Genomic DNA, 13,453 nt, shown 5'->3' with positions numbered 1-13,453 from the left:
CCCCTGCGCGGCCGCGCAGGGGTTTGTCACCCGAGCCACTACACCAACATGCCCTTGGAGCGTTCGGTCTTGCGTCCTTTGCTGCCGGGGGCCAGGGTGCGCGGGTCCACTGCCTCGGCCGGTGCACCGGTCGCGTACAGGCCGTCGGGGGCGGTGTCCCGGTCGTGTGGCAGCAGCCAGAACACCCGGCGGCGGAAGGTGCCCGAGGAGCGGGACGGCTTGGCCTCGGGGCGGAGCAGGGCGTAGCCGACCATGCGACCGTCGCGGTGGTAGGCGGGCCTGCCGCGGCGGGTGGGCAGCCGGTCAAGGCTCTGACGGACGTAGTCGAGCGTGCCGGTGTCCTCCAGCCACACGAAGCCGGCCTCGTGCACGAGTTCGTCCTCCGCGATGAGAGAGCTCATGGCGCCTCCTCATCGGCGACCAGCCCGACGCCCCAACGGGACTTGCGTTGATTGGTTGTCATCTCCTCCATGGGCGCCACCGGTCCCACTCCTCCGCGAACCGGGTGGCCCCGAAGGTACGTGACCAGATGACCCGGACTTCCTCATTGTGGCATCACGCCTCATAGGCAGCGTAGGCGTGTTCTCGTCCCGCTCCGAGCGTGCGTGTGACCCAATTCCGGATGGGAGGATCCACCGGCCCGCGCCCGGGCATCCGTACGCACACAGGTGACCGTGGCATGATCATCACCCGTCTCCCGGCATCGCAGCAGACCCGGCCCGACCACCGTACGGATCACGCGCGTCCCCCCGGGGACAGCGGCCGGCGCAGTCCCGCGTCCAGTCCGCTGCGGATGATGGCGGCGCAGCGCCGCTCCTGCCCCGGCCGGGCCTGTTCGGCAATCTCTCGCAGCACCCGCTCCGCCTCGTCCGCGCCAAGCCGGCCGCCGGAGACCAGCCCTCCCGCGGTGTAGGCGGCACGGTTCAACTTCTCGGAGAACGCGGCCCCTTCCGGTACGACCGCACAGGCGGCCACCTCCCCGAGCAGCGGGGCCAGCACCCGGCTCGCGGTCTCGTGGCTGCCTCCCGCGGCAAGGACGGCCTGCCGGGCCCGCGACGGCACCGGCCTGGATGCGCGCCCCTGCACGGGCGGCAGATGCCCGGTACGCTTCAGTTCCTCCGCCAGCCATCCGGGCAACGGTGCAGGATGGCGCACCACCCCCACCGCCTCGTACGCCCCGGCCTCGGTCACGGTGCCGGGAGCGACGATGTACCCACCGTGCGCCCGCACGTCGACCTGCCAGGCCAGGGCTCGGCCGCCCGATCCGGTGGAACATTGCCAGCGGTGCCCGTGATGGGCCCGGTACCACACGTGCAGGCCCCCGGAGGGCGTGCGCACGCGCAGGGTCGTCTCGTCGTCCGCCGGGCTGGGAGAGGCCCGCAGAGCGGCCAGGACGCCGATCGTGTGGAAGCCATTGGCCAGCCCGGTCAGATCGATGCTCGCGGAGATCTCGATACCGGGCAGCAGCCCTTCCGGGCGCGGCAGCCGGCGTTCGTGCGCATCGATGTCGAGGACCACCAGGCCGGCGGGGCCGCAGGCGATGCCGACGCCCAGTCCCGGGTTGGCGCCCCACCACCGTTCGATCAGGGCGAGGTCCAGGGTGGCGGCGTGGAATCCGTGACACCAGCGGCCGGCCGCCTGGCAGCCGCAGCCCCGGTGGGTGTGCCCTGGCGCTCGGCAGGCGTCGCAGTTGCCTGCTGGGGTCTTGCGCCCCGGAGCGAGCGGGTGAACGGGCCAGCCCCGGCCGGCACACCACCGCGCGATCGCCAGCGACCGTCCGGCGGAGGCCTGCCACGTTGTCCGGCTGTGAGAGCCCCTCAGCCCAGGGACCATGCGCACCTCCCCCGTCAGGGACCCAAGCTACCGAGTGACGGAGACAGATTAGCCAGACCGGTGAAGCGGCTGGGCCCCACCGGCCGGACCGCCTGGAGGCGGCGATCGCGCCTGCCTCGGTAGCTCGCTGTCGCATCGCGAAGCCGCAGGTCACAGGAGTGGAACGCGGAAAGCAGCGACTGAAGCGACTCAACGCCCCCGTCCACGGCGCGTATCCGCACCCCCTGCCGCACATCGGTGTCCTCACATGTTCAGAACTTGAGTCGCTTCAGTCGCTGATCCCTCCAAGAAACCGCGCCGGTCTGCTGCTTTCTCCGGAGACCGAAAAGCGATACCCCCGGTTTCCGGAGACGGTCACTGGTCGGCGCGGCCTCTCCCCCACGGTTCCTGATGACGCCGTCGTCGGGGACCGGCGCCGGCCGCTCGCTTGCGCGTAAGCACCGCTCCGGGCGCAGGCGCAGTGCCTCTCCCACGGCTCCTTGCGCACACGCCCGGTCTTCAGTTCCTTCAGGACGGCTTCGCGGTCCGGGTCGGGGCTGATCCGGTGCCGGGAGAGCTCTGGGGGGCGGAGCCACCCCATCGGCCGGAACGCCGGTGTCGGCCGCAACCGTCTGACGGTGAGCTCCGACGGATCGCATTCCCCCACCGGAACGGAAGGACGTGGTGATGCAACCGCGCCGCGGGCCGTGGAGGTCGACGACGATGCCGAAGTGTCCGACGCCGACCCGGAGGGCGCCGATCCGCATGGCGAGGAATCCGCAGACGTCTGTGGAGCTGTCCTCGGCCTGGGCGACGATCAGGTCTCCAAGGTCGCCCCTGGGGCCGTCCGCCATGCGGTGGGTGAGGCTGTCACCGTTCACGGGCAGGGAAGTGACACCCGGTCGACGGGTGAGACGGCGCTGCGGGTCGAAGCCGACGAACAGCACCCGCCGACCGGGGCCGGGCGGACTCCTGATGGGGCCGCGCCGTCGGTCACGGGTCACCACATGAGCTGCCACATCTCTCTGCGCTTCCCGCTGGACCGGCTCAGGACGGGGTGAGGGCTGCTCGAGTTCGCCGTGACACGTGGACACATCCCCGCGCGCTGGCATGAACCGGTCGAGGCCGCAACGGTGTGGTACCGCCACGGGGTCGGCGACTGCCTGAAACGGCGGGGTTCATATGACGTACGTCACTGGTCATGGACGTCACAAAGCGGTGGCGAGTTGCGTCACGTGTGCGACACGGTCGACGGCGAGCAGGCAGGAGCCAGCCTTGGGCGAGCGCAGCGAGCGAATAAAAGGCACAACCGAGCCGCCGACACGAGGCGGTCGCGTGAACTCCGCCACCAGCGCGTTCGTCACCCATAGAGACCTGCTGTTCACCATCGCCCACGAGATGCTCGGCTCGGCCGCCGACGCGGAGGACGTCCTGCAGGAGACCTGGTTGTGGTGGGCGAGCGTCGATCTCGGCGCGGTGTGCGACCAGCGCGCCTGTCTGGTCCGGATCACCACCCGTCAGGCGCTGGGCCGGCTGCGTACGTTTGGCCGCCACAGGGAGTCCGTCGGCCCCTGGCTGCCCGAGCCGCTGCTCACCACGCCCGATGTGGCCGAGGAGGTCGAGCTGGCCGACAGCGTCTCGATGGCGATCCTGCTGGTGCTGGAGACACTCACGCCGACCGAGCGGGCGGTGTTCGTGCTGTGCGAGGTGTTCGACCTCGGGTACGACGAGACCGCCGAAGCCGTCGGCGAGAGCCCGGCCGCGGTCCGCCGGATCGCGCACCCGGCACGGGCACACGTCGCGGCGCGCCGGCCGCGTGGGGTCGTCTCCCCGGCCGGAACCCGGGGCGCGCTCGACACGTTCCGGCGGGCGGTCGAAGCGGGTGATCTGCAGGGTCTGCTCGACACCCTCGCGCCGGACGTCGTCTTCCTGGGTGACGGTGGCGAAGCCGAGGAGGCCGTCCTGCGGCCCGTCGTGGGGGCCGACAAGGTGGCCCGCCTGCTGGCCGCCGGGTCGGGCGGGGCCGCCGCCGGGACGTCGCCGCGGCCGGCGGAGGTCAACGGCCACCCGGCACTGGTCCTCCGGCTCGACGGCGCGCTCGACACCGTCGTGGCGGTGCGTATCGACGACGGCCTCGTCACCGGGCTCTACGCCGTGCGCAACTCCGAGAAGCCGTCGCGTGCCGAGCGGACCGGTATGACGAAACGAGGAGCCCTCGGCAGATCCCCATGGGCGACCGCATCGGCCAACGTCTCTGACGAGTACCTGCACAGGAAGGAGTGAGACGTCGGAGGCTTCGGTGGGACTCGGATTCCCACTCCGCCGTACTGGCGTCAGGTCCCTGATCCACCGGCATCCGGCACCTCATCCAGGAGCGGGCCCTGCGAGCGCCGTCGGTGGTGGGCTTCTCGCAGGGGGCACCGTTCGCCCTTGCCCGTACAGCAGGAGAGGCATCGAGCGGTTCCGAGGTGAGGAGAGGCACGAGAAGGTCATCTCGTCACCGCGGCCGACCTCAGGGACACACTCGTCCCACCGCAGAATGCGGCGCGACGACAGAGCTACGAACTCAGTGTTTCAGGGGGCTGACGGCGCGGCCGAAAGCCCTCACCCTGTCTGACTCAGGACTCGACACAACCCGCGCGCTGCCTGACCGATTCCCGTTGAAACACCTCGTTCTCCCCGGCATTGGCCTGTGTTGCCAGCGTCATGTCCCGCAACAGCTGGCAGACGGATCTGACGCTCCGACAGCCCGCGCCGTCGTTCGGAAGCGGTCAGTCGCAGGTGGGGACCCGACCGCGAAGCAGCGAACTGCTGCGGCCTCGAGCTGCTTGGTCTCGCTCCCTCGCCTTTCCAGCAAAGGAGCGAGACGCGTGGAGTCAGTCGACCCGCGTGGCCGCCTGCTCAGCGAGCGACCGTGCCAGTTCACCGAGTCGGCTCGGGTTGCGCTCCAATGCCTTCGTGCTGAGGAACCGAAGCAGGTCGAAGAAGACGTCTTCGGCAGGGATCTTCCGGTCAAGGAGCATGGCGAGGGAACCGGGCTCGTCGTACGGCACCTTGCGGACCCGGGCTTCCTCGGCTGCCGCGTTCTCGCTGGTGGCTGGTGCGGGTGAGTCCGAACGCGGTTCGGGGATTGCCTCTGGTGTTGCAGCAGTCGTCCCCCTCACTGACGCTTCGTTCGGCACGTTGGTGATTACGGCGTAATCACCAACGCTCTTGCCCGCACCTCCTTCAGCGGATGTGTCCTTGGCTTGCTGCTTCTCTTCAGCCTTGGCGACTCGTGCCTTCTCGTCCTTCCGGGCCCGTTCCGCCTTCAGTTCTTCCAGGGCTGCTTCCTGTTGGTCAGCGGGCTTGTTGCCGACTGCGCGCAGCAGGTCGATGGATTCCCTGCCGATGCGGGACTGAAGTTCAGGGGTCAGGTTGAGCAGGGCGAGGCGCTGTGAGACCCAGCCCTGGGAGCGGTGAAGCCGCTTGGCCAGGGCTCTCTGGCTTCCGTGGATGGCCAGGAGTCGTTGAAGAGCTCGGGCTTCGTCGAGTTCTTCGAGGTCTTGTCGGTGGATGTTGGCGACGAGAGCCGACTCGAGGAGTTCCTCTGAGGTGGTGCCTTGATCGTCGCTGACCATGACTTTGAGGGTGACGAGTCCGGCTTCGCGGGCGGCTGCGAGGCGACTGCTGCCGTCGATGACGATGTGGGTGGTGTCCGGTTCGAGGTCGGCTTCGCGGTTGGGGTTGGCTTTGATGTAGGCATCGCGGTTCATGACCGTGATCGCCTGCTTCTGGCCGTGGGTTTTCAGGCTGCCCGCAAGGTCGGTGAGGTCTCCGAGTGTGGAGCGGGGGTTGTCGGGGTTGAGACTGATGCGGTCTACGGGGAGCTCTGTGGGCGGGGCGATGCCTTCGGTGGGGACTCCGGTGGCTGCAGCGACGGCCTGGCGGCGTGCGCTGACGGGACGTACTCCCCCGCCGAACCGGCCGGCGCCGAGCTGGTCGGCCCTGCTCACAGGACCTCCCTGGCCAGGGCACGCATGCCGACTGCCTGCTGCGACTTGGGCGCGTAGGAAAGCAAGGGTTTCTTCACTCGGACGGCTTCCTTCTGTTCCTTGAGATCTCCGATGAGTCCGACGACCCTGGGATCCTTTATGTCCACCCATCCCTGAAGGGATGAGGTGGCGATGTAGCCGCGGCGGGAGTCGTACAGGTTGACGACGATGCCGAGATAATCCATGTCCACCTGAAGGTCACTGCGGAGGTCGTCGATCTGCGCGGTGAGCAGTTCGTAGGCGTCGGCGGAACTGTCTTCGGCCTGGACGACGATCAGGGCACCGGACTGGCCGGGCTTTTCCCCGTTGCGCCGACGACCGTAGTAGGCGGCGGCGTCCATGCTGAGGCCGAGGCTGGGCGGGCAGTCGACGATGATGACGTCGTAGTCGGCTTCAAGTGGGGCGAGAGCACGCTCCAGCGCGGCCTCTCGGGCCCGGACGGCGGACAGACGCACATCGAGCAGGAACGCGTCGTTGCAGGCGGGCAGGAGGTGAAGCCGGCCGGCGAAAGTATCGGCGTCGACGGAGACGATGAGGTCGCGGATGTCGCCCTTGGGGTCACCTGCCATGTGGTTGGTGAGGCTGTCCCCGTTCATCGGGAGTGGTGTGGCGCCGAGTTGGTTGGTGAGGTGGCACTGCGGGTCGAAGTCGATGAGCAGCACCCGCAGTCCGGGCCCGGGCAGGTTCTCGATGTCGAGCGGATCACCGTCCGGCCCGGTCTCGTCGGCATGTGTCTGGCTCGCACGCAGTGCCTTGCTGAGAGCCTTCGCGATACGTACAGGGTGGAGTGTGTTCGGGTCTTCAGCCAGTGCCTCGCCCAATCCGGCAGTGATGGCTGTCTTGCCGACTCCGCCCTTCTGGTTGCAGACGATGATGCGGCGGGTGACCGCCGGCCGCTGGATGTCCGGTGCCGGGTTGGTGTCGAGCCAGAGCTGGACGGACTGGGCGAGGCCCTGGATGAGTGAGACGCGCCGGTCGACGGCGGTCTGCCGAAACTCTTCCCACTGGCCGGGTGGCAGGAAGGTTGAGAAGGAGTCGGCACCGGCGGTGTCGATGTTCGCGGTGGTGGAAGCCAGGTCGCACCAGTCGCTGATGCCCCGTTCGACGGCGGACTGGATCTCGATGCCGTGCTGAGCGGCTCTGATTTTGAGGTTCTGCCGGAGCCATCCCGGCAGTTTGGAGACGACCTTCTCGCGGTCGCTGGAGGTGACTGGCGAACTCATAGAAGACACCATACTAACGTTCATGATCCATGGCAGCTTTGACACGTTAGCTAGACCAAGTCGGAACACTCTGGTGTCCCCTGGTGATTACGCCGTAATCACCAGGGGACACCAGGCCAGCCATCCGCGGTGATTACGCCGTAATCACCGCTACGGCACACCAAGAGCATTCGTGAGGGCGAGAAGGCCAACCCCCGCCCGGCAACGAGGAGCCGGTCGGCATCCAGAGGAGGCCGGCAAGCCGAATGGGCATCACGTCGCAGTCCGGTCCGTCAACCTCCCGGCGATGTCGTCCCTGCGTCGGCTGCGAGGCTGCTCCGCACAGCGTTCTCGAAGCTCAGCAGGCAAGTACTTGGTCCGCCAACACTGGCTGCCAAGGCGGACTGTCCGAAGTGGTGGCCAAGGAGCATCGACCGGTTGGCCCGCAGCGGCGAAGGCGGCCCTGCAGCTTCAGTAACTGGAGAATCCGTCATTCGCAAGGCCCGACGCGTCGAGGTGGCTGGGCCAAGCAGACGGCCTCATACGGGGATGCACGGCCAGGATCACGCTCAACCGCCCTTCATGAGACGCTCGAAGAGCCGTACCCCGCGGACGGGCTCGGATGCTCGGCGAATAGTCGCCGTATCCGCACTTGCACCTCGGGCGGAACGATCTCAAGACCCCTCAGCACCCGAGCGCGCACGGCTTCCTCTTCACTGGACGGGCAGCTGTGCTGAGCAGCAGTTCCAGCAGATCGTGCGCCAGGGAGGCGGTTTGCCCACCGGGTGAGGTGAGGAACGTGGTGACGGCCGGCCCAAGCCATGTGAAGACCGGGTCCATGGCATGCCGTACGACGGCGTCGTTCGTGCCGCCCGGCACGTCCAGTTTATGCCGGAGGTCGTCCCAGTACGTACGGGACCAGTCCGGTCCGTCGTTGCCCTGGGAATAGCGGTACAGCCAGTTCATGTCCACCGGGTCCGGCGGTGTCAGGGCGCCAGCCCGCAGGGTGGTCTCCGTTCCCTGCCCTGCTCGGTCCATGTACGCCGCGCCAGGAGGGACAGGGCGGAAGTCTGACCCCACACGGCGGCTCGGCCGAGCATCGGCACGCTGCCTCTGGCGTCGGCAATCTGCACAAGGCCGTCGCCGACCGCGCCTGTTGCGAAGTTCAGCGCCTCACCGAGTGCCCGATCCAGCGCTGCGAGGACAGGCAGGTCACTGCCCAGTAGCGACAATGCGTCTGAAAACGACAGCAGCCTGCGTGCCCCACGCCGCACCCCCATGGTTCGTTCGGCAACTGCGACGGCTCCCCGAGGCACTCTGGCATAGCGGCCCCGCGCGACGGGTGACTCTGCTGCGCAATTACCCGGCGTGATGACGCCGTGCCGATACGGCCTTCAGAGCGCGTCGCAGATGCAGGCAGGCCGGGCGCGGCCGAGCCCTGAAAGCACGGCACGTGATCGCTCTCCGCAATGGAGCAGCAGAGTCCAGGTCGACTCTGTTGCTCCATTGCGGAGAGTGACGCCGGCCTGTCGACGGGGCGCAGGGAACGGGCCTCGCGGGGGAGGCGGTCCGGCCCCGGCCGGCCCCTCTCGGATGCGGTGCGTGACCCTCCCTCAAATTGAGCAGCAGAGTCACGGGTCTGCGACTCTGCTGCGCAATTACCCGGCGTGATGACGCCGTGCCGATACGGCCTTCAGAGCGCGTCGCAGATGCAGGCAGGCCGGGCGCGGCCGAGCCCTGAAAGCATGGCACGTGATCGCTCGCCGAATTGAGCAGCAGAGTCACGGGTCTGCTCAAAGAACGCGACGCCGAGTACGTGCCTCCGGACTCCGCCAGTGTCGAGCACATGTACACCGACTCGGCACACTTACGGAGCACTCACGTCCACCCCGGGGACGAGAATCGCCTGTGCGCCCTTCTGCCGACCCGCCAGAGGCTCAAGGGTCCCGCCATGCCGGCGACTTGGAGATCGGCCGCCCGCACCCCCTTTCCACCCGTCGCTTATGAGAAGAAATATTCGAATAGACCGCTTCGCTCTCACATGTCGATGTGCAGCCTGCGGTTACTCCCGTTCGGTGTCTGGGTCTGCCGCGGGTGAAGCAAGAGCGGAGATTCCGGCCGTGGCCGGGTCGCCGCCGGCCCCGCCACCCCGGCGACCCGCCTCAAGTACGCGGAAGGCCGTCCCTGCCTGCTCAGCACCTGACGCCGGCCGGGGGCGCCTGCTCGCCCGTCCATGCCCGGAGGCGCCGGACCGTCATGTACGTGAGGTCAATGAGCACCGGCCCTGAGGTCGGTGCTCATTGACCTCACGTACATGAGTTCTGCTTCTCGGAGCCGTTCAGGTCGCGCGGCGCAGGGGGACGACGACGTCCTCGCCGGTGCACTTCGCACTGAGCCGGTAGTAACTGATGTGAGCGAGCCGCTCGGATTCCTCGAGCCATCCGGCCTCTACGACCTGGCGCCGGGTGCGGGAGAACACGGTCGGGGACATGCCGACGAGCTCGGCGAGCTTGGCTCCGGTCTCCACGACGGCACCGGCGCGGTCGGTGGGGTGCATCGCGTAGAGCATGATGACCAGGCGCTGGTTGGCGGTCATGCCTGCTGTGCGGTGGAGGACGTCCAGAAGCTTGCGCTTGTCGTCGTTGTTCACTGGGCCTCCCACGGTGAAGGGGTCGTGTTGTCGAAGCCGGGGATGTCCGGCGGGTTGCACGTCCTGATCGCTTCCCGTTGCTCAATACCGGTCCCGTGGAAGGCAATGTAAGGACTGACTCGGTAGAGCCTGTAGTTGCCGATGCGCCCCCGCTCAATCAGGATCCGCCGCTTGAGCAGCTTCCGATTGATCTTGCCGACGGCGTCGGCGGTCATCCCGACCTTCTTGGCGATGTCCGCGCCGGTCGCCCTCAGTGGCGCCATGCCCTGGGGGGAAACACCGATCCACCACAGCACCATGTACTTCTGGCTCGGGGTGAATTCCTTGCTCTCGGTGATCGCTTCGACTCTGACCTTGTCCACCTGGATGTGCTCACCCGAGAAGGCGTAGGGCGCGTATGGGAGGGCCTCGCCGGTATCGGCATCGACCAGTCTGCGTACTGCTCCCAAGAGGCCCTCCAAAGTCGGGCATTGTCTCAGCGTCAATGAGCGGCGACCCTCAGGGCCCACCAGATGAACCTAACGTACATGAGCGTTGAGTTCATGAACTCCGCTTCCAGGGCGTGTCGCTCCACCAGACATCGATCCGCGGCTGGAGCCGCCCTACGGAGAAGAGACGCATGCTGATGTACCTGACGTCAATCTGGTCAGATCCTGCAGACGTAGTCACGGTTCTCGAAACATGGGCACAACGGTTGCCAGAGCTGCCTGACCTGCCCTCAGGAACCGGGTGCACGATGCTCAGAACCGGCTGCCAGATCGTCAGGACTTGATGCAGAAGGGTGTTCTTGCAGGTCAGGGTACTTTTCTCCGCTGCGCCCTCTTATACAGCAGGACAGGTTGTGACCTGCGACGGCCCCACCCACACACCGTGCTCCCAAAGGGAGTCGCGCGAGGCGTCCCTCAGCACCTCCCCACCAAGCGTTGACATCCGTCGCCCCCTCACTCCGGTCGACAAAAAGCCGCGCTCCCTCCCCCGTTCCCAGCCGACGAAAGCACGCCACGATGCGGCCTCAGTCGACGAATCACCCGCCACGTATGCCTCCATCAGCCCGTGCGGACCTCAGCCACGCAGCTCGTTAGCCCTCCCAACAAGTCTCGGTCGCCCGAGCACCTGCGGGCCCCGTCGGTGCACCGGAGGCCCCCAGGGCCGAGGATGTACCGACCCGTAGGCGGTGAGAGCCGCATTTCGGCTGCGCCAGCACACTGCGATCCTGCGAGCCACGCAGCAGCCGTGCCCCGCCCGGCCCGCGCAGATACTGCGCGCTGCACCCACTCCCCCAGACGAGCACCAGGACCACGAACAGCACCACCACAACCACGACCACGCCCACCACCCACTCGATCTTGTTCGGTTCGGGGCTGTGGGGCGGCAGGTGGAAGAGGGTAATGCCGAGGCTCTCGAGTAGAGCGGGCTTCCTTCATGCGCCGGCTGACGTGGGGCGACGTGTTGTCCAGCACGATCGTGCACGGCCGGTGCCTGGGGGAGTCTGGGTGCAATGGCCGCGGTGCCGGGAACACCGGTGATCCGCGACCTGCGTGTATATGAAGTCCAGGAGCAGGTCGGAGGTGACTTTGCCGGTGGTGGTGCGGAAGATCAGACAGGGTTGACCGCCGGTGCGAAGGCCCCGACTGCGTTGATGCGACGCCCGGATGTGCCTTCCTGCAAGACGACGGCTCGGGCTCTGCGACGGGCCCGGGCGTATCCGGTGGGCAGTGTCGGTGCGAACCCGGCCTCGTCTGGGTAGCACAGGTCCAGTTCGTCGGCTTCGGTCCTCAGCCGTACAGCCGCAGGACCTCCATCTGACCCCGGGCGGTCTGCTGGAGGGCTTCGTCGGCCTTTGCCGCACGCTGGTGCGGGTGCGTTTGTATCCGGACCCGTCCCGTTTGAGCAGGACGGAAAGCCGTGCCGGGTGGACACTCACGCCACGTTCTGGGGCGAGCCATGCTGCCGGCGGGGGCAGCGTCCAGGACGGGGCACCAACCTCCACGCTCTCGTCCAGCATGTGCTCCAGCGCGTCCAGGTCCGCGCGCTCCGCCTTCGGTGGCCGTCCGTTGCGGGGCACGTCCGCCATCACAGCCATGCCACCGGCCCTGAAGCGGTGCAACGCCCTGCGGATACCACGAGGGAAGGCCTGCACCGGCGTGCTGTTACCGCCCCGGGCTGGTGCTCGCGCTCAAGCTCATGTCCATCACCGACGGCTACGACGAAAACCTGCACGTCCCGGACGGTTGGATGCTGCGCACCATCGATGGCGGCCGCGCACGCGGAGTACTCCGCCGCCACCGCCGAGGACGATCCAGTGATCCTCATGCTTCCGTGAGGTGTACGCCCGTCTTGCGCCCATGGCGAGTGCGGCGCGTCGACGACGGTGCCGCACCGCGAAGGGCTGGTGCTAGGAGGCCTTGCTCAAGGCAGGATCGGTGCGCCAGACGATGGCGAGTTCGGCCAGTGGTACGCCAAGTACCTCGCTGAGCCGGACGATGGTGCCGAACGCGGGCGTCGGCAGCCGGCCGGTCTCGATCTTGCGGAGGGTCTCCGGCGAGATCTCTGCCGCCAAGGCCACTTCGACGGGGTTGCGTCCGGCCCGGGCGGAGCGCAACGCGGCCCCGAGGCGTCGGCCCGCCTCGATCTGTTCGGGGGCGAGCGGATGGCGAACCATGCGCACATGGTAGAGCCGCAGGTGTCCGGCGGCAACCACTCCACCCTCTGGTATAAATATACCTGTCGGTCGCCCTGGGGAATCGAGGATCGCAGTGATCGAGCACAAATCTCCCAAAGACATCGAGCGTATGCACGTCACTGGACAGTTCGTCGGCCAGGTGCTGGCTGAGCTCGCTGACCTCGCCGCAGTGGGGGTCAACCTGCTGGACCTGGAGCATCACGCTCGCCGCCGGATCAAGGAGCGCGGCGCGGAGTCCTGCTACTGGGACTACGAGCCCTCGTTCGGCAAGGGCCCGTTCCGTAACGTGGTGTGCCTCTCGGTCAATGATGCTGTGCTGCACGGATTGCCGCACAGTTACAAGCTGCGCGACGGGGACCTGCTGACCATGGATATGGCGGTGGGCATCGATGGCTGGGCCGCGGACTCGGCCTGCTCCGTCATCGTCGGCACCCCGGCCGAGGAGGACCTGCGGCTGATCGAGGCCACCGAGGTCGCCCTGGAAGCCGCGATCAAGGTCGCCCACCCGGGCAACAGGCTCGGGGACATCTCGGCGGCCATCGGCGCGGTCGCTGCCGAGTACGGCTACCCGGTCAACCTGGAGTTCGGCGGTCACGGTATCGGCCGGACGATGCACGAGGACCTGCACATCCCCAACGACGGTCGCCCTGGACGCGGTTGGAAGCTGCGTCCCGGCCTGACGATCGCGATCGAGCCCTGGTTCGCCGCCAGCACCAACAAGATCGTCTTTGACCCGGACGGCTGGACGATCCGCTCGGCCGACGGCTCACGCACTGCTCATTCCGAGCATACGGTTGCCATCACCGAGACCGGCCCGCTCGTGCTCACCCGGCGCCCACAGAGCAACAAGGGGCTGGAAGACCAGCGGGAATCATCGGCGACCGGACGCTGACGAGAGCTTCACCGAGGATGAAGTCCAGGTGGCCGACGACACGGTGACCGTGGTGATCAGCTGCGAGCGGACCGAGTACAGCCGCCGGGTGGTCGGCTGGTCGGTCGCCGACCACATGCGCACCGGGCACGTCTTTCACAGGGATCGCGGCGCACACGTCGGAGCACACCGTCAGCTGGT

Annotated in this window: 12 protein-coding genes; 3 read left to right on the top strand and 9 right to left on the bottom strand. The window is 67.6% G+C overall.

Annotated features, from left to right (window positions below; genetic code table 11):
• Positions 1 to 38 precede the first annotated feature (38 nt).
• Positions 39 to 401: a DUF6009 family protein gene (locus HUV60_RS33165; protein ID WP_257854031.1), complete on the bottom strand. Its 363-nt coding sequence runs from the start codon at positions 399 to 401 to the stop codon at positions 39 to 41.
• A gap of 334 nt (positions 402 to 735) precedes the next feature.
• Positions 736 to 1,833: a bifunctional DNA primase/polymerase gene (locus HUV60_RS33160; RefSeq protein WP_257854030.1), complete on the bottom strand. Its 1,098-nt coding sequence runs from the start codon at positions 1,831 to 1,833 to the stop codon at positions 736 to 738.
• 710 nt (positions 1,834 to 2,543) lie between these two features.
• Here HUV60_RS33160 and HUV60_RS33155 point away from each other — a divergent pair.
• A complete protein-coding gene (locus HUV60_RS33155) occupies positions 2,544 to 2,873 on the top strand; it encodes a hypothetical protein (RefSeq protein WP_257854029.1) in 330 nt (109 codons plus the stop codon).
• A gap of 274 nt (positions 2,874 to 3,147) precedes the next feature.
• A complete protein-coding gene (locus HUV60_RS33150; protein ID WP_257854028.1) occupies positions 3,148 to 4,095 on the top strand; it encodes a sigma factor-like helix-turn-helix DNA-binding protein in 948 nt (315 codons plus the stop codon).
• A gap of 593 nt (positions 4,096 to 4,688) precedes the next feature.
• Here the strand turns inward: HUV60_RS33150 and HUV60_RS33145 are convergent.
• The 7 genes from HUV60_RS33145 to HUV60_RS33120 all read right to left on the bottom strand — a co-directional run bounded on the left by HUV60_RS33145 (position 4,689) and on the right by HUV60_RS33120 (position 12,360).
• On the bottom strand, positions 4,689 to 5,807 hold the full coding sequence (locus HUV60_RS33145; protein WP_257854027.1) for a ParB/RepB/Spo0J family partition protein: 1,119 nt from the start codon (positions 5,805 to 5,807) through the stop codon (positions 4,689 to 4,691).
• Positions 5,804 to 7,069, bottom strand: coding sequence for a ParA family protein (locus tag HUV60_RS33140; RefSeq protein WP_257854023.1), 1,266 nt, complete (start codon positions 7,067 to 7,069; stop codon positions 5,804 to 5,806). The genes HUV60_RS33145 and HUV60_RS33140 overlap by 4 nt, the downstream gene beginning before the upstream one ends.
• 663 nt (positions 7,070 to 7,732) lie before the next feature.
• The gene (locus HUV60_RS33135; protein WP_257854022.1) at positions 7,733 to 8,086 is read right to left on the bottom strand and encodes a hypothetical protein; all 354 of its coding nucleotides are present in this window, start codon (positions 8,084 to 8,086) and stop codon (positions 7,733 to 7,735) included.
• Positions 8,035 to 8,328: an NACHT N-terminal helical domain 7-containing protein gene (locus HUV60_RS34225; protein WP_443047570.1), complete on the bottom strand. Its 294-nt coding sequence runs from the start codon at positions 8,326 to 8,328 to the stop codon at positions 8,035 to 8,037. Before HUV60_RS34225 ends, HUV60_RS33135 begins: the two co-directional genes overlap by 52 nt.
• Positions 8,329 to 9,386: 1,058 nt before the next feature.
• A complete protein-coding gene (locus HUV60_RS33130) occupies positions 9,387 to 9,698 on the bottom strand; it encodes a replication initiation protein, RepL2 (RefSeq protein WP_257854020.1) in 312 nt (103 codons plus the stop codon).
• A complete protein-coding gene (locus HUV60_RS33125; RefSeq protein WP_257854019.1) occupies positions 9,695 to 10,147 on the bottom strand; it encodes a MarR family transcriptional regulator in 453 nt (150 codons plus the stop codon). Before HUV60_RS33125 ends, HUV60_RS33130 begins: the two co-directional genes overlap by 4 nt.
• Positions 10,148 to 12,093: 1,946 nt before the next feature.
• Complete coding sequence (locus HUV60_RS33120; protein ID WP_257854018.1) at positions 12,094 to 12,360, bottom strand: helix-turn-helix domain-containing protein; 267 nt, start codon at positions 12,358 to 12,360, stop codon at positions 12,094 to 12,096.
• 94 nt (positions 12,361 to 12,454) lie between these two features.
• Between HUV60_RS33120 and map the strand changes: the two genes are divergently transcribed.
• Positions 12,455 to 13,273, top strand: coding sequence for a type I methionyl aminopeptidase (map, locus tag HUV60_RS33115; RefSeq protein ID WP_257854017.1), 819 nt, complete (start codon positions 12,455 to 12,457; stop codon positions 13,271 to 13,273).
• The last annotated feature ends 180 nt before the right edge of the window (positions 13,274 to 13,453 follow it).

Source organism: Streptomyces sp. KMM 9044, from assembly GCF_024701375.2.
Lineage (GTDB): Bacteria > Actinomycetota > Actinomycetes > Streptomycetales > Streptomycetaceae > Streptomyces.
The sequence above is the reverse complement of the archived record's forward strand: the minus strand, read 5'-3'. Positions and strand labels throughout refer to the sequence as shown.

Bases quoted from the DNA above. Each gene is read 5' to 3' on its own strand.
- HUV60_RS33165 (WP_257854031.1), bottom strand. From the start codon at position 401: ATGAGCTCTCTCATCGCGGAGGACGAACTCGTGCACGAGGCCGGCTTC.
- HUV60_RS33160 (WP_257854030.1), bottom strand. From the start codon at position 1,833: ATGGTCCCTGGGCTGAGGGGCTCTCACAGCCGGACAACGTGGCAGGCC.
- HUV60_RS33140 (WP_257854023.1), bottom strand. From the start codon at position 7,069: ATGAGTTCGCCAGTCACCTCCAGCGACCGCGAGAAGGTCGTCTCCAAA.
- HUV60_RS33135 (WP_257854022.1), bottom strand. From the start codon at position 8,086: ATGGACCGAGCAGGGCAGGGAACGGAGACCACCCTGCGGGCTGGCGCC.
- HUV60_RS34225 (WP_443047570.1), bottom strand. From the start codon at position 8,328: ATGGGGGTGCGGCGTGGGGCACGCAGGCTGCTGTCGTTTTCAGACGCA.
- HUV60_RS33120 (WP_257854018.1), bottom strand. From the start codon at position 12,360: ATGGTTCGCCATCCGCTCGCCCCCGAACAGATCGAGGCGGGCCGACGC.